At 65.2% G+C, this 20,059-nt stretch carries 13 protein-coding genes; 7 read left to right on the top strand and 6 right to left on the bottom strand.

From position 1 onward, the window contains the following. The first annotated feature begins 80 nt into the window (after nucleotides 1-80). Complete coding sequence (locus tag NU688_RS14805; protein WP_257861440.1) at nucleotides 81-500, top strand: sel1 repeat family protein; 420 nt, start codon at nucleotides 81-83, stop codon at nucleotides 498-500. 43 nt (nucleotides 501-543) lie between these two features. Here NU688_RS14805 and NU688_RS14800 read toward each other — a convergent pair whose 3' ends face one another. After that, nucleotides 544-2,199: a hypothetical protein gene (locus NU688_RS14800; protein WP_257861439.1), complete on the bottom strand. Its 1,656-nt coding sequence runs from the start codon at nucleotides 2,197-2,199 to the stop codon at nucleotides 544-546. A 304-nt stretch (nucleotides 2,200-2,503) separates the two neighbouring features. On the opposite strand from NU688_RS14800, the gene NU688_RS14795 reads away from it, so the two are divergent. Further along, nucleotides 2,504-3,784 carry a hypothetical protein gene (locus NU688_RS14795; RefSeq protein WP_257861438.1) on the top strand — a complete coding sequence of 427 codons (1,281 nt, stop codon included), beginning with the start codon at nucleotides 2,504-2,506 and terminating at the stop codon, nucleotides 3,782-3,784. Here the strand turns inward: NU688_RS14795 and metC are convergent, their stop codons facing one another. The 4 genes from metC to NU688_RS14775 all read right to left on the bottom strand — a co-directional run bounded on the left by metC (nucleotide 3,785) and on the right by NU688_RS14775 (nucleotide 8,349). Continuing rightward, complete coding sequence (gene metC, locus NU688_RS14790; protein WP_257861436.1) at nucleotides 3,785-4,987, bottom strand: cystathionine beta-lyase; 1,203 nt, start codon at nucleotides 4,985-4,987, stop codon at nucleotides 3,785-3,787. Nucleotides 4,988-5,028: 41 nt separating this feature from the next. Beyond that, a complete protein-coding gene (locus NU688_RS14785; RefSeq protein WP_257861435.1) occupies nucleotides 5,029-6,039 on the bottom strand; it encodes a tripartite tricarboxylate transporter substrate binding protein in 1,011 nt (336 codons plus the stop codon). Nucleotides 6,040-6,092: 53 nt separating this feature from the next. Further along, nucleotides 6,093-7,667 (bottom strand): rhodanese-like domain-containing protein, encoded by a 1,575-nt coding sequence (locus NU688_RS14780; protein WP_257861434.1) that lies wholly within the window; start codon nucleotides 7,665-7,667, stop codon nucleotides 6,093-6,095. Nucleotides 7,668-7,749: 82 nt separating this feature from the next. Then, entirely contained in the window at nucleotides 7,750-8,349 is a 600-nt protein-coding gene (locus NU688_RS14775) for a cysteine dioxygenase family protein (protein WP_257861433.1), read from the bottom strand. Nucleotides 8,350-8,455: 106 nt separating this feature from the next. Between NU688_RS14775 and NU688_RS14770 the strand changes: the two genes are divergently transcribed. Beyond that, nucleotides 8,456-9,334, top strand: a complete 879-nt coding sequence (locus NU688_RS14770; protein WP_257861432.1) for a LysR substrate-binding domain-containing protein — start codon at nucleotides 8,456-8,458, stop codon at nucleotides 9,332-9,334. A 49-nt stretch (nucleotides 9,335-9,383) separates the two neighbouring features. Here NU688_RS14770 and NU688_RS14765 read toward each other — a convergent pair whose 3' ends face one another. After that, complete coding sequence (locus NU688_RS14765) at nucleotides 9,384-10,034, bottom strand: 2OG-Fe(II) oxygenase (protein ID WP_257861431.1); 651 nt, start codon at nucleotides 10,032-10,034, stop codon at nucleotides 9,384-9,386. 249 nt (nucleotides 10,035-10,283) lie between these two features. On the opposite strand from NU688_RS14765, the gene NU688_RS33970 reads away from it, so the two are divergent. From NU688_RS33970 to NU688_RS14740, 4 genes are all read left to right on the top strand, one after another. Beyond that, complete coding sequence (locus NU688_RS33970; protein WP_308340306.1) at nucleotides 10,284-14,480, top strand: autotransporter outer membrane beta-barrel domain-containing protein; 4,197 nt, start codon at nucleotides 10,284-10,286, stop codon at nucleotides 14,478-14,480. Nucleotides 14,481-14,627: 147 nt separating this feature from the next. Beyond that, a complete protein-coding gene (locus NU688_RS14750) occupies nucleotides 14,628-17,123 on the top strand; it encodes a type VI secretion system Vgr family protein (protein WP_257861430.1) in 2,496 nt (831 codons plus the stop codon). Nucleotides 17,124-17,132: 9 nt separating this feature from the next. Then, entirely contained in the window at nucleotides 17,133-19,559 is a 2,427-nt protein-coding gene (locus NU688_RS14745) for a M23 family metallopeptidase (RefSeq protein WP_257861429.1), read from the top strand. Then, nucleotides 19,556-19,864 carry a hypothetical protein gene (locus NU688_RS14740; RefSeq protein ID WP_257861428.1) on the top strand — a complete coding sequence of 103 codons (309 nt, stop codon included), beginning with the start codon at nucleotides 19,556-19,558 and terminating at the stop codon, nucleotides 19,862-19,864. Before NU688_RS14745 ends, NU688_RS14740 begins: the two co-directional genes overlap by 4 nt. The last annotated feature ends 195 nt before the right edge of the window (nucleotides 19,865-20,059 follow it).

Raw genomic sequence — 20,059 nt, 5'->3', positions numbered from 1 at the left:
GCCCTGCGCGAATTCCAGTTTTTCTTTTGGCGCGCGCGAGGCCACGATGGCTCCTCATCAATGACATGAGGAGAACGTCGATGGCATCCGAACTCAGCCAGCTCGCGAGCTGGTCGCTGCGCTGGCGCATCTTTCTCTCGGGCGTGCTCTGCCTCATGGCGGCGTTCGCCGCGGCGGGCCCGTCGGACCGCAGCCTCGAGCTGCATGCGGCGCAGCGCTTCCAACTCGCGCTCGAAGCCCAGACCGCCCGCGACTACCGCACGATGCTCGTGCAACTGCGCGAGGCCGCCACGCAGGGCGATGCCGAAGCGCAGGAAATGCTCGGCATGGTGCTGCTCACCGGGCCGGTGCTCTACGGCATGTCGGTGCGCGCGGACCGCTGCGAGGCGCGCCAGTGGATGCGGCAGGCCGCGATGCAGGGCAGTGAAACCGCGAAGGTGCAGCTCACGTTTCTCAATCGCTTGCGCAATTCGCCGGTGGGCGCGAGCGCTTGCGATTGATTGACGTGAAGCGAGCGGGCACGAGCGGCCCGCTCGTTGCGCTTCAGGGCGCCCTGGACGCGCTGAGCAGGTAGTCGGTCACCTCGTCGGAGAACCATGTGAGTTGCCCATCGACGATCACGCCGTCCGAGCCGCCCGGGTCGGGCTGCACGGTGGGCATGCCGTGTGCGACCAGCGCCTCGGCGCAGCCGACCCAGTCGCCATCGTCGGTGGGCCGGTTGAGCGAGGCCCACGACAGCGAGCCGCGGACGTTGTCGCCGAAGCCGTGCCGCTCGGTCCAGGTGGCGCCGTGCGCGAGCAGGAAACGCGCGAGCGCCGCGTCGCCGCGGAACACCGCCTGGTTCAGCGCCGAGCCGTCCCAATCGCCGCCGGTCGTGGTGATCGGCCAGCCGAGTTCGACCATGAGCTGTACGGCCTCGCCGCAGCCCGGCTGCGCGGCCAGTTCGGGCAGCAGGCGAAGTTGCGCGGGAGACAGCGTGGAAAGCACCGTTGGATGTTCTTGCTTGAGGCGCTGTGCGGTGGGCCCATCGCCGCGCGCGCACGCGGCGACGAATTGCTCGTCGAGTGGCAACAGCGCATCGCCGCCGGTCCGTTGCGCGAGCAGTTGCGCCACCTCCGTCAGCCCGAAGCGCAACGCCAGCGTGTGTGCATCGATGCCTTCGGGCGTGCGCGCCGACGCATCGGCGCCTGCGTCCAGCAGCGCCTCGATGTGCGCGGCCGAGCGCCGCCGCCGAATGGCCCACAGCAGCGGCCGTCCCCAACTGCTCGAGGGTTCCCCGGGCGCGGCCTCGTTCGGATCGCCGCCGTGGGCGAGCAGCAGCTGCAGCGATTCGAGCTGGTCGAGATCGAGCACGCGGTAGAGCGCATTCGTGCCGCCGACGTGCGCGCCCGCCTTCAGCAGCAGGCGCGTGCAGGCGGGTTCCTCGAGCGAGTGATAGAGCGATTCGCCGTCGTTCGGGTCGGCGCCGGCGTCCAGCAGCAGCCGCGTGATTTCCACGTCGCGGTTCTGTCCCGCTGCGCCGTACAGCGCGGACAGGCGGTCTGTCTCGGACGGCGCAGCGAGCGACGCGGGCGGCCAGCGGCTGCCGATGGCCTGGTTCGGATCGGCGCCGGCATCGAGCAGCAGCTTTGCGCAGATGCGCAAGCGCTCGCGAAAGGCCGGCAACTGCACCAGGCTGGAGTACGCGACGGCATTGAGCGGCGGCAGCAGCAGCGGACCGCCCGCGCGCCGGACCCAGTCCGGATCGCGCGCGATCGCCTGGCGCAGCACCTCGGCATCGCCGATGGCGCAGGCGAGGTACGGGTCATCGCCCAGGAGGCCCGGGCTTTCTTCGAGCAGGCGCGCGGCCACCGCGGGCCTGGCAAGATTGTTGCCGCCCGAGATCTCGCCCGCATAAGCGGCGCGCAGCCAGAGCAGCACGGCGCGGGCCGGATCGTTCGCCTGCGCGATGCGGGCGAGCACGAAGTCCTGAAGATCGAGCCACGACACGAAGCCGTACTCGCGCGCGAGGCACGACTGCGCATCGTGCAGGCGCAGGCCGAACGCGGCAACGGCCGCATCGTCCTTGCCGGCGGCAAGGGGGAGGGATTCGCGGAATCGGGAGAAGGCGGCGGGGTCGCCGCGGCGGTAGTTGGCAAGCAGTTCTTTGGCTTGCTTCTTGAGATGCCCGAGATCGGGCCGAGCGGGAATGCGTTTCACATGAACCTCCGTGCATGAAGCGCCGACGACCCGCAAATCCGGCTGCACAAAGGAGCTGGTGAATGGCGCCGCGCGAGCGCGCGGCAGCATGCGAAAGCAAGTGGGTTCAACCCTTCCCGCGGGCCCGGGCGCGGCTTGCACCGCGGGCAGAATGGTAGGGCAAGACCTCGGCGCGGGTCAACGCCACTGTTCGAATTACCTAGTTGTCGGTGCGCAGGGGCGCAGGTATCTTCCCGCGCGGCGCGCGACAGTAGCTCTCTGTCCGTTGCCGTCTCGTCTGTCACACAAAAAATCAGGGAAAAATATGAGAGGCAGTTTGCTGCGCTTCATCGGCGGAATCGCCGTGGTCATTGGGTTGACTGCTTGCGGCGGTGGTGGAGGAGGGGGCGGCGGCGGTCTTCCGCTGGGCGGCCTGCCGCTCGGCGGCGCGCCGACGCAGCCCACAGGACCGGTGCTCCCGATCAGCCCGACGTTCACCACCGTCGATCTGTCCATCGCCACCGTCACGCCCGCCAGCATCAAGGCGGAGTTCTACGAGGGCGGCGCGGGTCTCGGCGTCACCATGCTGAGGGGAACGGCGACGGGCGACCTCGGCGTGCTGACGGGCAAGACGCTCTACGTGATCCTGGAAGATCCTGACGGCCTCTTCAAGCCGAATCCCCAGGTCATGCCCTTCAGCGGCAACGGCCAAGCCGGCGTGAGTGTGCTGGTGCAGCCCAATCCGAAGAAGGCGGGTGTCTACCGCGGCAACATAAACGTCTACGCGTGCCTGGACAGCATCTGCTCGGTGCGGCTGGGCAACGTGCCGTTCAAGATTCCGTACGACGTGGTCGTCAAGCGCAACACGACCTTCGATGCCAACGGCAGCGATTCGATCGCGGTGAGCACGCCGTTCAGCGCCGATGTCCAGAAGATCGCGCTGAAGATCAACCCGGCCGAGGGGACGCCCATGTCGTCGGCGGAACTGCGCGCCGGGTACTCGCCGTTGACGGTGAAGTCCTCGCTGGTGAACGACGGCGACGGAAAAGGCACCCTCAATCTCGAGATACCGGCTGCCACGCTGACGGGGCAGTACACGCTCGAATACACATTCGAGACGCGGTCCGGTTCCGGCTACGTGCCGCCGAAGTTACTCACCGTGAAGCTGGACGTGACGAAGAACGCCGGCGTGCCCTACGTCTTCGCGCCATCGCCGCTGACGATGACTTCGAGCCTCGCGAACGAAGTCGCCTACAAGACCGACGGCATCACGGTCACGCAGTCGCAGGGGACGCTGGCGCTTGGCCAAAGCCCGGCCGAGGAAATTCTCTACACGCCCGAACAGCAAGCGGCGATTCCTGTGGAAAAGCGCGGACGCTTCATCGAGGCGAGCCTGCGCGACTATCGCCCCGATCCGAACCTCTTCTTCATCCTCCTGGATCACTCGGCCTGCGTGCGGACCGCGCAGAGCGACCCGAGCACAGGCCTGTCGATCATCAATTGCCTGCCTGCCGGGAGCTATGCGTTCCGCGTGAAGTTCAACTACACGGTCAACGGGACGACCACGCCGGTCTATCACACCGGGACACTGGTCGTTACGCCCTAGTCACTCATTGGCGACGGTGAACGCTTGCGCCAGGTCGGCCATCAGGTCGGCTGGCGCTTCCAGGCCGATGTGCAGCCGCACGACCGCGCCGCGCGCGCTCCAGTCGGTCACACTGCGCGCGGCGCGCATGTTGGTCCACGCCACGAGGCTTTCGTAGCCGCCCCACGATGAGCCGCGGCCGAAGAGCGTGAGCGCATCGACAAAACGCTCGACGGCGGCGTTCCCGGTGCCCAGCTTGAATTCGAACGAGAGCAGCCCGTTGGTGCCGCTGCAATCGCGCTTCCAGATGTCGTGGCCCGGGTGCTGCGGCAGCGCGGGGCAGAACACCGTCGCGACCTCGGGCCGCGTTTCGAGCCAATGCGCCACTTCCAGCGCATGTCGCTCGTGCATCTGCAGCCTTGCGGAGAGCGTGCGCATGCCGCGCAGCACCAGCCAGGCATCGTCGGGGCTCACGGTCATGCCGAAGGCGTCGCAGCGCTCGTTGAGCGGCTGCCAGGCCTCGCGCGTGGTGGCGACGGTGCCCATCATCACGTCGGAGTGGCCCGAGAGGTACTTGGTGGCGGCCATCGTGGAGATGTCTGCGCCCAGCGCCAGCGGCCGGTACTGCACGCCCGATCCCCAGGTGTTGTCGGCCGCGAGCAGTGCGCCGCGTGCATGCGTGAGCGCAGCGAGCTTGGGCAGGTCGCACATCTCGTAGACCAGCGAGCCGGGGCACTCGGCGTAGACGAGGCGTGTGGTGGGCTCGAACAGGCCTTCGATGCCGTTGCCATCCGCGGCGAAGAAGCTGCTGCGAATGCCGTAGGGCTCAAGGAACGAATACACGAGGTTGCGCGTCGGCTCGTACACGCTGTCGGACAGCAGCACATGGTCGCCCGGCTTCAGATAAGACAGCAGCACCATGCCGATGGCCGCGAGCCCGGTTGGAAAGAGCCGCGCGCGATACGCGCCTTCAAGTTCGCTCACCGCGTCTTCGAGCGCAAAAGTGGTCGGCGTGCCGCGCGCGCCGTAGCTGAAGGCGCGCTCGTCGCCCCGGCGCGCGCGGGTGTCGCGCATCGCGGCCACGCTGTCGAACAGCACGGTGCTGGCGCGCACCAGCGGCGTGTTGACGGGCGTGCCGCCGAAGTAGGAAGGAGATTTGCCGGTGCGCGTGAGCCGGGTGTCGAGGGCTTGAGCCGCGGGGTCTTCTTTGTGCGAATCGGACATGGTGGTGTTCTATCGAGCGTGGGCCAGGCCCGTATGGTGCGTCAATCCGCCTTCGCGCCGGAGAGCTTGACGATGCGGGACCACCGGTCGATGTCCAGCTTCAACTGCGCAGCAAAGGCTTCTGAGGAATTGGCCACGACTTCGCTGCCGCCGTCGTTCACCAGCTTGGTCACCTCGGGCAGGCGCAGCGTGCGCACGATGGCTTCGTTCAGGTAGGCCACGCGTTCGGGCGGTGTGCCGGCCGGCGCGAAGAAGCCGTACCAGTCCTCGAAGCGCGCGCCTGCGTAGCCGAGCTCTTCGAGCGTCGGCGACTTGGCGAACACGCCGATGCGGCGCGGGCTGGTCACGGCGAGCACGCGCAGCTTGCCGTTCTGCACGAGGCCCGCGACCGAGGCGGTGGAAGTGACGAGCACGTCGACCTGTCCGCCGAGCAGGTCGGTCAGCGCGGGGCCGGCGCCCTTGTAGGGCACGTGGGTCATGTTGATGCCGTTGTCCTTGGCGAGCACCACGCCCACGAGGTGCGAGAGCGTGCCGTTGCCCGGCGTCGCATAGGTCACCTTGCCGGGTGTCGCCTTGGCTTTGGTGGCAAGGTCGGCAAAGCTCTTGAGCGGCGAGTTGGCATCGACCACCAGCGCGAGCGGCGCGGCATTGATCTGCGTGATCGGGATGAAGTTCTTGATCGGATCGAACCCGGCCGAGGCATAGAGCGTGGGGTTCACCGCCATGATCGACACCTGCGAGGTGAGCACGGTGTAGCCGTCGGGCTTGGCGTCGGCCACCGTCTTGGCGCCGATGTTTCCGCCTGCGCCGCCGCGGTTGTCGACCACCGCGGCCTGGCCCATGATTTCCGGCAGGCGCGTGGTGACCAGCCGCGCCGTCGCATCGTTGCCGCCGCCGGGCGGGAAGGGCGAGATGAACTTCACCGTCTGTGAGGGGAAGCCGTTGCGCGCGGGCAGCGGGTCGGCCGATGCGGGCTGCAGGGCCAGCGCCGCGATCCATGTGGCGGCGACGGCAAGGCGGGCAAAACGTGAGACGCGAAGAGCAGACGACATGGCAGGACTCCTGAAATAGGAACGGACAACGACGAGCGAGAAGAAAGCGGTGGCTAGGCGTGCGAGGCGGCCGAGGGCAGCCTGAAAGCGGCGAGCTCCTGTGCGTCGAGCTGGGCAACGAGGCCGGTCTCCCACGCGAGGTAGCGGCGCGCGGCCTCCTTGTTGCCGTCGTGGCGGTCGTGCACGAAGAACAGGTAGTCGATGCAGTCGGCATCGGCGGGCAGCACAGGCGTGGCTTCGATGGGCAGGCCGGCCGCGCGCCACGCGGCCATGCCGCCTTCGAGCAGCAGGGGCGCGTGGCCCGGGAGCTCGGATGCGGCGGCCCATGCGGCGAGCGCAGCGTCGTCGGCGACCAGCACGATCTGTCGCGACTCGCCCTTCGTGTCGGCGGCGAGGCGCGGGCGGATCGACCAGCGGCCCTGCGGGATGTGGCCGGCGCGGAATTGCATGCTGCCGCGCAGGTCGATCAACGCAACGTCGTCTTGAGCGAGCCGCGCAGACAGCGTTGGCGCATCGATGGTCTTCAACGCCGGCGCGGTCGGCGCATCTGCAGGCGCAAGCGACAGCCCGCTCGCGAGCCCGCCTTCGAGCACGCTCGCGTCATGCCCCATCTGCCGCAGCCAGCTCGCGACGGTCGGTGCGCGCACGCCGTCGTTGTCGAACAGCACGAGCCGCGCACCGCGCACGCCGAAGTACTGGTCGCCGGCCTGCATGAGCTGGCCGCCGGGCGTGTGCTGCGCGCCGGGCAGGCTGCGCACAGCGAACTCCTCGGGCGTGCGCACGTCGCAGAGGAACAGGGAGCGATCCGTTTCCGCAGCCCATTGCTGCACGGTCTTCGCTGTCACCGTGGGCACCTCGAAGCGTTCGGCCAAAGCCTTGGCCGCGGGCCGCAGGTCGGTGTTGCCGCTGTCGGCTGCATAGCGCTGCGTACCGCCGTGTTCGAGGGTGTGGTCGTTCAGGTACCAGCCCTGCGTGCCGTTCTCCAGCGCGTAGACCGGGTTCGGCAGCCCGAGGTTGATGAGCGTCTGCGCGCCGATGATGCTGCGCGTGCGGCCCGCGCAGTTGATGACGATGGGCGTGGTGGTGTCGGGCACGAGTTGCCGCACGCGGTAGGCCAGTTCGCCGTTGGGGCAGCAGGTGGCGCCGGGGATGCTCATCTTGTGGAATTCGCTGACGGGGCGCCCATCGAGCACCACGACCTTGTTCTTGCGCGCGAGCATCCCGGCCAGTTCGTTGGCGCTGACACGGGGCGTGTGGTACGTCTCCTCGGCCAGTTCGCCGAAGGTCTTCGAGGGCAGGTTGACGCCTGCGAAGAGCACGTAGCCCGCGGCCTTCCACGCGGGGGCGCCGCCTTGCAGCACGTGCACGTCGGTGTAGCCCAGTGCGGCGAGCCGCTCGGCCGAGCGCAGGGCCACGGCCGATTCGCCATCGTCATACGCGACCACCCGCACGCCGCGGCGCGGCACGAGGCGCGGCGCATCGACCTCGAGCCGGCTGAAAGGCAGGGGGATGCCGTAGAAGAGGTGCGCCTCGCCGTACTGGCCGTGCTCGCGCACATCGAGCAGAGCGATCTCGCCGCCGTCGTGCAGCCAGGATTTGAGGGTCTTCGGGTCGATGTGAGAAGTCATGAAGAGCAAGTCGTTGGGACGAACGAGGTCCTGCAAGGCGCGCGCCTCGCATGAAAGAAGAGGGATCGAAGAAGGGCGGGGGCTAGCGGCGCGTCTGCACGCCGATGCCCATCGTCTGGTAAGTGCCCGCAGCCATGTCGTACGCGGTGCGCGCGTTCAGCGTCTCGAGCGCGCGGCCGTACATGTGCAGGTGGCGAATGACCTGCTCGCCCTGGATCTCGACCGAGTGGATGTCTTCAGGCATCAGCGCGATGCCTCGTCCCTGTTCGCCCGGCGCGACGACGACCAGCGCCGTCTCTTCGAGCTTGCCGACGCCCGGCACGGAGCCGTCGTCGGTGCGTGCGTACACGCGGTTGTGCTCGGTGCCTTCGACGGCGGCGATGCAGGCCCAGGTCGTGTGGTTGTGCGGCACGATCTTCTTGCCCGGGCGCATCACGTTCAGGTAGAGCGCGTAGCTCTGGTCCGGGTCTTCGGCGATCAGGTAGCGGGCCTGGTGTTCGCCGGCTTCGGGCGGCGGAAAGTCGGCGGCGCCCCAGTACTCGGTGTGGGCGGCCAGGCCTTGCAGCGAATCGAGCACCGCATCGAGCTTGTCGCGGGTTGGTTCAGCGCCGCCGATGGCTTTCTTCATCTCGCCGATCGATGCCTCGACCGCTTGGCGGCGTTGCTCGGTGGGGGTGCTCATGCGGTTTCTCCAGTGGGGTTGCCTGTTTGATGTGCATTCACTGTAGTGACGGTGGCGTGACGCAACAATCCAAGCGGCAGAAGAAACACATCAATAAAATTAATGTATGCCCACGCTCGATCTTGAACTGCTGCGCTCGTTTGCGGCCGTCGTCAGCCACCACAGCTTTGCGGCGGCCGCCGTCCACCTGGGGCGCACGCAGTCGGCGATCACGCAGCAGATGCAGCGGTTGGAAGAGCAGATCGGCCATCCGCTCTTCATCAAGCAGGGGCGGCAGAAGCGGCTGACCGAGCATGGCGAACGGCTGCTCAGCTATGCGCACCATATGCTCGCGCTCAACGACGAGGCGCTGCGGAGCCTGCGGCAAGGCCAGCTCGAAGGCAACCTGCGCATCGGCGCGCCGCACGACGTGGCCGAGACCATGCTGCCGCTGCTGCTGGCCGAGGTGGCGCGCACCTCGCCGTTGCTGCAGCTGGACATCCACATCGGCCGCAGTCCCTACCTGATGACTTCGCTCAAGAGCGGCGAGGTCGACATGATCATCTCCAACCGCGCCGATCCGCAGTCGCAGTTCGAGGGCGTGGTGCTGCGCAACTCGCCCACCGTGTGGCTGTGCGCGGCGAGCTATGTGCACGATCCGACGAAACCGGTGCCGCTGATCATGGCGGACGGGCCGAGCATCTTCCGGCGCATCGGGCACGAGGCGCTGGATGCGGCGGGCGTGGCGTGGACGCCGCGGTACACGTCGTCGAGCCTGATCGGCATCAAGGCGGCGCTCAGGGCAGGGCTGGGTGTGACGGCGCGCGGCGTGGAGCAACTGGATGCGGGGCTGCGCGTGCTGGGCGCGGGCGATGGCATGCCGCGATTGCCCGACCTGGCGTACTACCTGTATGTGCGCAGCCACGTGGTGAACCCGGTCACGCGGCAGGTGTTCGAGACGCTGAAGAAGCACCTGCGGTTGCCGCGGACCGATATGCCGGCCTGAGAGGCTGAGAGGCTGAGAGGCAGGGCGGCGCTCTGGCGCACGGCTCGCCTTACGGCCTTTTCCGCGTCGTCTTGAACATGAGGGTGATCCGCACATGCGGACAGCTCTTCGAAACCCCGCGCGCCGCGTGATTGACGAAGCCCGGAAAGATGAAGAGGCGATTGGGCTTGGGATAGACCGCCGTCAGGATGTCGCTGCAGTCCTGGTTGAAGACGAGTGTCTCGCCGCCCCAGTCCGGGTGCCACGATTCGTGGGGGTAGTACACCGCGGTGCAATCTCCGGGAATCGGCGAATCCGCATGTGTTGCGCCCTCGACGCCATAGGGCAGCGCGTTGGCATAGCAGCGCGACAGCACGTGGTCCTGAAAAATCTTCTTTTGCAGTCGCTGCCAGAAGGAATGAACGAGTGGGGCTGCGTTCATCAATTCGCCCGAGCAATCGGCAACGCGTTGCTGCGCTTTGTCTTCGGCGCCCGGGTCATTGATGGCGCCGGCGAAATGCCTGTGCCAGAACTTCTGGGCGGCATCGTCGCTGTTGGATCGCCAGCCATAAGACCAGGGACCATCCAACAGGAATCGATGGATCTTCTGTTGCTCGTCGAGTGGCAATACATCGTCGATGACGACGATCCCCAATCCGGTATCGGTGCTGTCGGCACGGACTGGACTGGGGGCAGGTTGCGAAGATGGCTTGTCGTTCATGGTGTGCGGGATTTTGACTTTTCCCGAATCTCGGTCTGCGTGCACCGGCAGGAAAACCATCGATTTCTTGGCGCAGAAGTTGCGTAAAAGCTTCGAGTGTGTGACGGGAAATCACGCGCTATCCGGCGGTCTGCCGGCAAATCTGGAATGCGGTTTCAAAAGGGAGCGAAGTAAATGGCAAAAAGCCCAAGAACCGGCAAGTCGCTTGTCGGAAAGATGTCTTTCGAGCGTCGTCATATTCATCGCGCTGTGGTCCTGGCCCTGGGGCCGGCGATGGCGATGCAGGCTGGTGCACAGGCCTATACAAATTACGACGGGTCGAAGACGAACGACTTCAATGCCGCCGTGGCGACCTGGGCGAACAATGCCGAGTTCAAGTCCGATTGGGGGCTTGGAGTGATGAATGCCCAGTTCGCCTATGCATTGGGTTTCAGTGGCAAAGGTGTGAAGGTCGGTGCGGTCGATTCGGGGCTCCGGTTGATGCACCAGGAATTCGCAATGAGGGGCGCCACGGCCCTTGCGGTCACAGGCACTTACGCCAATGACGGCTCGCAATTCCAGAACGGCTCGCAAGCCTGGAAGGCCGGGGACACGTTCAACACGACCGGCGCGAAGAACCCGCTCAACGACAACCACGGTAGCCATGTCTCCGGGACCATTGCGGGAGCGAAGAACGGCCTGGGCATGATGGGCGTCGCGTTCGACAGCGACTACTTCATCACGAACAGCAACGGCACGGACGGTTCGATCTATGGCGTGAACATGGATTACAACTACTTCAAGGCCGCCTACGGCAACTTGGCAGCCGCCGGCGTCCGTGTCATCAACAGCAGCTGGGGCACTCCGGATTCCAGAGACAGGCACAGTTCGGTCGCCGACTTGAAAGCAGGCTACGAGCGCCTCCAGGGTGGGGGCAAGAAGTCATGGCTGGACGCGGCTGCCGACGTCGCGAAAGAGACGAATGTGCTGCAAGTCTGGGCTGCCGGAAATAAAGGCGGGACGCAGATCAATGTGCGCTCCGCCTTGCCGTATTTCAGGCCCGAACTCGAGCAGAACTGGGTGACAGCTGCGGCTCTGAACAAAGACCTCACGTTGGCGAGCTTCAGCAACCAGTGCGGCGTTGCCAAGTACTGGTGCGTCTCGGCACCGGGCGTGGACATCAACAGCCTGGATTCCAGTTCGGACACCGGCTACGACGAGAGCTCCGGCACTTCGATGGCAGCGCCGCACGTGACTGGCGCGCTAGGCGTGCTGATGGAGCGCTACCCCTCGCTGGACAATCAGGCCGTTCGCACCATTCTTTTGACGACGGCCAAGCATCTGGGCGACGGTCCGGTCGATGTGCCGAACGCGAAATTTGGCTGGGGAGTGCCCGACCTGAGCAAGGCCATGTACGGCCCGGGTCAGTTTCTCGGCGTGTTCAAGGCGAACTTCACGACGGGTATCACCGACACCTGGAGCAACAACATTTCTGAAGCTGCGCTGATCCAGCGCAAGCTCGAAGAACAAAAACAGGTCGTTCCAGAGGTGACAGCGCCCTCCACCGAACTTGTGACGGCAGTAGCACAGGGAAAAAAACTTCTCCAGGCGGCGATCGACGCCAACACGAAGGGTGCATACACGCCGGCGAAACTCGATGCGGCCTTGGCCGCTGTTAGCGCGGACCCGGTTGGTGCGCAGCTTCTGGCACTCTATGAGATTCTTCATCCGGGATGGACCGGCCCTTACAGCGAATCCGATGACTTCAGCAAGTTCATTGCAGGGCGCAGCGATACCGCATTGGCGCAGGTAATCAACAATATTCCTCGCGACAGGATCATCGCAAGCAATGCGCAACTTCAGGCGGACATCGACGCTGGAGGTGCACGCGGTGCCTACCTCCTGTCCAGAACAGACGCCGACTACGTCGGCAGTCTGGTCAAGTCCGGCGCAGGCACGCTGACGCTGACAGGCAACAACAGTTATTCGGGTGGCACGCAATTGCAGGGTGGCACGCTCGGGGTCGGCTCTTCGACAGCTCTGGGCACCGGCACGCTCGCCATGTTCGATGCCACCACCCTGCAGGCCGCGGCCGACAAGCTCACGCTGGCCAACGCGATCACCCTCAGCGGCATCGGCAACATCGACACCCAGGCCTTTGGCCTGACCCTGTCGGGTGCCGTCACCGACGGCGCCACCTCAGGCGGCTTCGCCAAGCTGGGCACGGGCACGTTGACCCTGTCGGGCGCCAGCACCTACTCCGGCCCCACCGGTGTGATGGCGGGTACCCTGCAGGCTGGCTCCGCCACCGGCTTCTCGTCGCGCAGTGCCTTCTTCATCGACGCAAAGGGCCAACTCGACCTGGGCAACTTCAACCAGACCATCGGCTCCCTGACCGGCGCGGGCAAGGTCGCACTCGGAACGGCCACGCTGACCACCGGCGCGGACAACAGCTCGACCACGTTCTCCGGCCAGATCGCCGGCAGCGGCGGCCTGGCCAAGACCGGCAGCGGCGCGCTCACACTGGCCGGTGCCAACACCTACAGCGGCGGCACTGCGCTCAAGGCCGGGCAGCTGAACGTCGGCCACAGCAGTGCCCTGGGCAGCGGCGCCTTGTCCATGGACGATGACACCACCCTGGGCTTCAGCGCCAACGGCCTGAGCCTGTCCAACGACGTCGTGCTCACCGGCACCCGAGACCCCGTCATCGACACAGGCGCCTTTACCGAGACCCTGGGCGGCGTCATCAGCGGCACGGGTTTGCTCACCAAGAACGGCAGCGGCGTGCTCATCACCACCGGTGCCAACACCTACAGCGGGGCCACCGTGGTCGCGGCAGGCCGGCTGCAAGCCGGTGCGGTCAACACCTTCAGCGCCGCGAGCGCCATGACGGTGAACAGCGCAGCCATGCTGGACCTGGCCGGCTACAGCCAACGCATCGCGGGCATGACCAATGCCGGCACGGTCTCCCTGTCGGGCACCGTGCCCGGCACGACGCTGACCGTGACCGGTCCGTGGATCGGGCAGAACGGCACGCTCAAGCTCGCCACGGCGTTGAACAACAGCGCCAGTGTCTCGGACCGTCTCGTCTTGAGCGGCGCGAGCGCCATCGCCAGCGGCAGCACCACGGTGCAGGTGAGCAACGTGGGCGGCCTGGGGGCGCTGACCACGGGCAACGGCATCGAGATCATCGGCACCGCGCAAGGCGGCAGCATCCAGGCCAACGCTTTTTCGCTGGCAGGTGGGCACGTTGACGCGGGCGCGTACGAGTACCGACTGACCACCACTGCGGGCGGTGGGTACCTCGCATCCACGGTGCCGGCACCGGCACCGGCACCAGCACCAGCACCAGCACCAGCACCAGCACCAGCACCAGCACCAGCACCAGCACCGGCACCGGCACCAGCACCGGCACCGGCACCAGCACCGGCACCAGCACCGGCACCGGCACCGGCACTTCAACTACCCGCTTATCGCAAGGAAGCCTCGCTGCTCGCCGCGCTGCCGAGCCAACTGCGCCAGGGCAATCTCGCGATGTTGGGCAACGCGCGTCTGCGCGCGGGTGACGATGACGTCAAGCGCAGCGCAGGCGATGCGGGTGACGCAGACGGGCAGCCCCTGGGCTTGGCCGGCGGCGATCGCCGCGCCTGGGGTCGTGTCCTTTCCACGGACCTGGACATCCAGCAACGCGGCACGGTCTCCCCTTCCAGCAAGGGTCGCCTGACGGGCTTTCAGGCGGGCACGGATCTGTTGGCCTTGCCGAACTGGCGCGCCGGTCTCTATGTCGGTCAGCTCGACGGTGATGCGCGCGTGGACGGCTTCGCCAGCGGCATCGCCAACCTGCGCGTGGGCAGCAATGACCTGCGCAGTCAGTACCTGGGTGTCTATGGCACTTTCACGAGCGACGCCGGCTTCTACGCGGACACGGTGCTGCAGGCCGGGCGCCACCGCTACACGGTGCAGCCCATGTTGGGTGCAGGCATCGCGGGCAAGGGCAACAGCCTGTTGGCCTCCCTGGAGGTGGGGCAGGCGTTCGTGTTGGGCGCCAGTGGCTGGAAGATCGAGCCGCAGCTGCAACTGATCCACCAGCACCTGAGCCTGGACGACGTGACGCTGTTCGGCGCGCAGGTGCAGCAGCGTCCCGACAACGGCTGGATTGCGCGCGCGGGCGTGCGGATCAAGGGCGAGGTCGCCACCGGCGCGGGCACCCTGCAGCCTTATGGCCGGCTCAATGTCTACAGGACATCGAAGGGCACGGACGTCGCGCGGTTCGTGAACCCGGCCGCCATCACTGACATCGCCAGCTCGACTGGCGCGACGAGTACGGAACTCGCAGGCGGCTTCTCGCTGGCACTGAGCGCCACGACCAGTCTGTACGGCGAGGTGGGCAAGCTGTGGTCCTCCGGTGGCAATGCCAAGGTCAAGAGCTCGGTCAACGGATCGTTGGGGGTGCGCGTGCGCTGGTAGGCATCGGTTGGTCTGGTCGCCCTGGACGCGGGTCGTGCCGCGCCAGGGCATGACATATCTCCCGCTTTCCGCCCCTTTGTGGTCGCGGCTCAGCGCACGTGACCATTGTTCGCAGTGTTATTCGGGCCAAGCCGGAACACTGCGGCGATGCCTTCTTCACGCACGCTCCAAATCCAAAGCCCCGCCATTCCTGTTTTTCTGGGCCGCCCGGCACTGGAACCAGTGCGCTTGTCGGGCCGGGAATGCATCAACGAGCTCTTCGAATACGAGCTGCTGCTCAAGACGCCCGACAGCCTGAACCTCGGTGCCAGCGGCGCGGCGGATTTCAACCTCGATGACTTCATCGGCCGAGAGATCAGCTGCCTGATCGAACTCGACGAAGGTGCGCCGCGCGAGATCAACGCGCTCATCACCGACGCGGCCTTCTGGGGTGAAGAAGGGCGGCATGTGCAATACAGGCTCAGCTTGCGACCATGGCTGCACCTGGCCACCTTGTCCGTCGACTGCAGGATCTTTCAGAACCTGAGCGTGGTGCAGATCCTCGATGCGCTGCTGGCCGACTACGCCTTCCCGCTCGACAAGCGCCTGATGGAGACCTACCCGGTCCGCGATTACCAGACCCAGTACAACGAAAGCGACTTCGATTTCTTTTGTCGCCTGTGCGAGGAGTGGGGCATCAGCTATCACTTCGAGCATGCCGAAGGAAAGCATCGCCTCGTTCTTTGCGACGGCATGGGCGCATACGGCACCAGCGAGAACGCGGCGTATCGGCGGATCGAGTACCACCCGCCGGGCTGGAAACCCGACGCCGAATACCTGCACAGCGTCGTTCCCCATCACCAGCTCACCAGCGGTCGCTATGCGACCCGCGACTATGACTACACCCGTCCTCGTGCCGACCTGGACGCGAGTCGCAAGGCGCCGCGTCTGACCGGGCAAGCCGACCAGGAGGTCTACCAATGGCATCACCCGAGCGCCGGCAGCCACCATGCGCAACCCCGGGCGGGGACGGAGGCCGCCAACGATCCGCAGGGCGACGGCCAGCAGTTCGCCTTGTTGCGCATGCAGGCGTTGCGCACGCACGGGGCGCGGATGCAGGCGAGCGGCAATCTGCGCGGCATGGCGGCAGGCCGCACGTTCAAGCTCGAGAAGCACCCCAGCGAGCGCGCCAATGCCGAGTACCTGATCCTGGAGACGCGCTTCCTCATCGAGGACGTCGCGCAGGACAGCCAGCTCAAGGAGGCGGCGGCAGACAGAAAGCAGCAGTGGCGCATCAGCGTCGACCTGACGGCCCATCCTGTCGTCGAAGTGCTTCGCCCCGTGCTCGCGCGTTCGAAGCCTTTCACGCACGGCCCCCAGGTTGCCGTTGTCGTGGGACCTGAAGGCCAGAACCTCTGGACCGACGAACTCGGCCGCATCAAGGTTCAGTTTCCCTGGGACCGGCTGGGCCGGAAGAACCAGCACAGCACCTGCTGGATTCGCGTGAGTTCGCCGTGGGCCGGCAACCAGTTGGGCGGCGTGCACATTCCGCGCATCGGGCAGGAAGTCATCGTCGACTTCATCGGCGGCGATCCGGACCTGCCGGTGTGCACGGGACGCGTGCACAACCAGTCGAACCTGCCGCCGTGGGTGCTGCCCGGCCAGGCGGCGCTCTCGGGGTTCAGGTCGAGGGAACTGACGAAGGAAGGCGGCAACAGTGCCGCGGGCCGCAGCAATCACCTGATCCTGGACGACACCGACGCGAAGATCCAGGCGCAGCTCAAGTCCGATCACCTGCACAGCCAGCTGAGCCTGGGGCACATCACGCGCATCGAAGACAACGCAGGGCGCAAGGACCCGCGCGGCGAAGGATTCGAGCTGCGCACCGACGGGCATGGTGTCGTAAGAGCCGCAGAAGGACTGTTGATATCGACCGAGACGCGCGCCAATGCCCACGGCCACATCAAGTCCATGGACGAGACGCTGGCGCGCCTCACGGGAAGCCGAGAGCAGCACGAGAACCTGTCCGTGGCAGCCCAGCAGGCCGAGGCCCACGCGACAGGTGACCAGGATGCAGTGACCCGGGCGTTGAAGGCGCAGAACGATGCGATCAAGGGGGTGGGTGGGAGCAGGGCCGAAGGCCGCTTCCCCGAACTGGCCGAGCCGCACCTCGTACTGGCCAGCCCGGCAGGCATCGAGAGCACGACCGCGCAGTCCACCCACATGGCCAGCGGCGAGCATCACGCACTGACGAGCGGTGGCCACACCAGCGTGAGCGCGGGCAAGAGCTTCCTCGTCAGCGTGAAGGAGGCCATTCGCATGTTCTCGTACAAGGCGGGAATCCGGCTGGTGGCGGCCGGCGCGAACATCGAATTCAAGGCGATGCAGCAGAGCATCCATCTGCTGGCCAAGCTCGATATCACGCACACCGCCAATCGCATCACGATCACGGCGAAAGAAGAGGTGGTGATCAATGGCGGGGGCAGCTTCAGCCGCTGGAATGGGCAAGGCATCGAGCACGGTACCCAGGGGCGATGGGTCGAGCATGCGGCCAGCCATGCGCTGGTCGAGCCGATGAACCGGCCGGTCGAGGCGGTCGCCTTTCCGCGCCCCGAGCTGACCCTTGCTTCGCGCGAGGACGCGGCTTTTCCCTTCTCACTTTGAGCGCCGTCCATGATCATCGGTCCTCCCTTTCTGCCCGATCGCGCCGGGGCGTCCGAAGAAGCCTGGCTCGACGCAGCGATGGCGCAGCCCGCATCGCGGCTGGCGAGCACCAATGCGCCGGAGGGTTCGTTTCCCTTGAGCTTGAAGCTGGGGTGGCACAACGGGCTTCACATTCAGGCACCGCGTTCCGGTGGCGGCTATCTGCCAGTTCGGGCGATCGCCGATGGCAAGGTGATCTTTGTCCATGCGCCGACGGCGACGAACGACGACGTGAAGCACGCGCTCAACTACAACCCCTTTCATGCCGACACGCCCACGGCCGCGTGGACCAGCGATGGGTTTATCGTGATCGAGCACAAGACCGAGATCGGGGTCGAAGGCAACGTTGTCACGGAGGTCGTCTACTACAGCGCCTGCATGCATCTCTCCAGCATTGCGCACTGTCCGAAGACGAAGGCGCCGTGGGCGGTCGGCGATGTGGTCTACCGCAAGGATGAGTTGGGGGCACCCGGTCAGATATACGGACATGAGGGGCAGATCCATTTCGAGAGCTGCTGCGATGAAGCCAATCTCCGGCGACTGACGCGGCGCGGGCCGAACTGGGTAGATCCGCTGGATCCCCAGGCGCCTGCCGCCGATGGTCGCACCGACAGTGTGTTCGGTAGCGTCTACATCTACTTGCCAGCTGGTACCCCAACAAGCGCGAGCCAACCGACCAGTCAGTTGCGTGTGGCGAATGGTGCCGTTGGCGCAGCTGGTGCCACCACTGCTCAGGCGCTGTCGAACCCGCAGTGGGTGCAAATCGTCTGGGAGAAGGGCATGGCAACGCTCACCAGCTACGACAGATTCGGTGTGCCTGTTGGCACATCCAGAAACGACAGCCGGTACGACTACATCGGCGGCGTCAATGTGTCTGCCGCTGTCAAGGGTGCAGCGAGCCAGAGCTTCGAGTACGACCTGTATGCCGTGTGCAATGACCGCCACGGTGCCTTGGACGCCGCAACCCGGGCTGCAAGCAGCCCCAGCGGCTGGTACGAGTTGCTGCGCTTCGGACGCAACCTGGGCCCTGACCCTTTGCCTGCCAACGCCGCCCACTGGCGCAAGATCGCAACGCCCACTGGAGAGGTCTGGGCAGATCTCAATGCACAGGGCGCATTCAAGTTCAGCGATGCCGACTTTCTGCCGGTCATGGGATGGAACTGCTTCGACGATGACCCGAACACCGATCTGCGGTGCGATTCTCTGCACATGAAAACGCTGATCCGCGATCCCGACCCGAAGAACGAACGGCGCATGGATCGCGTCGAGCTGGCCAAGCGGCTCGGGGAGGTTGACGTGCGGAAGAAATTGCGCCGCGCAATCTGCAAGTTCCCGTGCGAGTGGGATCGGGCAACCGTCGAGGCGCGCTATGGCTGGCTGGAGACCGAAGATTTCAAGTCGACTGACGACGATGCCACTGGGGCCCGGAAATGGGATCGCTTCGTCAAGCATGCGCAAGGACTCACCTTTGAGGATCTGCCAAAGGCGTTCAAGGAAGCCGACTGGCGATTTCACCCGAGAGAGTTCATGGGTTCGATGCGCAGGTGTGGATGGTTGGGACTCAAAGAGATGGCGCAACTGCTTCCAAGAAAATCAACGGCTGCGAGCCGTGTAAGTTGGGCAGAGTCGATGCGGCGATTTCGCGATGGGTCGACACAAGGAAACGGGATGCCGCCCGGTTTGCATATCGCCCTCAACAAGGCCTTTCGCAAATACGGACTGATGGATTCAGCGTTGCGAAAAGCTCACTTCTTGAGCCAATGCTTTCAGGAAACGGGCGCGCTGCAATACAACACAGAGACAGGAAACGAGCGCTATTTCCGCACGATGTACGAAGTCATCACGCCAGCGGAAGCGGGCGTCGACCATGACGACCGCAGTGGCGTTGCCTGGCGGCTTGGATTGGTCTACCGCAGGGTAAACGGTCAGCGTGTTGCGTACACCCGCAACGAATATGCTGCTCTCAGGCCGGCTCAAGTACAAACAAAAGCTCAGTCGCTCGGCAATGTCCAGGTCGGCGACGGCCAGAGATTCAGAGGGCGAGGACTCATCCAGCTGACGGGGCGAGTCAACTATGCAGGCTATGAAGCCTACAGAGGGAGAAACTACACCACGGACCCCCACCCGGCGTTGTTGGCTGCGGATGCGTTCATATCTGCCGACGTGGCATTGAAGTACTGGATCAATGCCGGAGCCTTCCGGGGTGCAAGCATCAGCCGTCGCGCCGACGCAGGCACCGCTCCCGGAACAATCGAGCTGGTAACGCTTGCCGTGAATGGCGGTACTACCCACCTCGAGAATCGAGTCGAATACTTCGGCTATGTCTGGAGCCTATTGAACGACGCGCCAGTTCCTGCCGACAGCAAAACCTTGGAGCGACAAAAGGAAAATACATGACCTATCGGGAACGAGCGCGCTATCGCTATGCAGGATATGCAGCCGCAATTGCGATTTGCGTGACCCTCTTGCACAACGCCGAGGCTGGTGCCATCACTCCATCTCACTGTGCAGCAGACGAAGTCACCTATTTTTCTTGCCAAATCAAACACAGCAAGAAAGTGGCCTCGCTTTGCGGCCCGTCGATCATTCGCGAGCTTGATCCGGGAGCAGGACTGGAATACCGCTATGGGCGTTCTTCTTCGATTGAGCTGAGGCTTCCATCTTTCGAAGGCACGCGTCCAGTCGATTTTTTTTCGGGGTGAGCATTTGAATCCACACGGAGAAAGCATGGTTGTCGATTCAGTGCTGTTTACCGTCGGCGACATTTCTTATGGAATCACCGTGCGCGAAGGCAGAAACAAGTTCATTGGGGTGTGGAGGGCGGACGGAAAGAAGTATGAGGAACGGCCTTGCGCTGGCAAAGCTGTTTTTGACAACTTGCTCGACTTGGTCTTGAA

The sequence above is a fragment of the Variovorax sp. ZS18.2.2 genome (assembly GCF_024701975.1).
In the GTDB taxonomy this organism is placed as follows: domain Bacteria; phylum Pseudomonadota; class Gammaproteobacteria; order Burkholderiales; family Burkholderiaceae_C; genus Variovorax.
The sequence above is the reverse complement of the archived record's forward strand: the minus strand, read 5'-3'. Positions and strand labels throughout refer to the sequence as shown.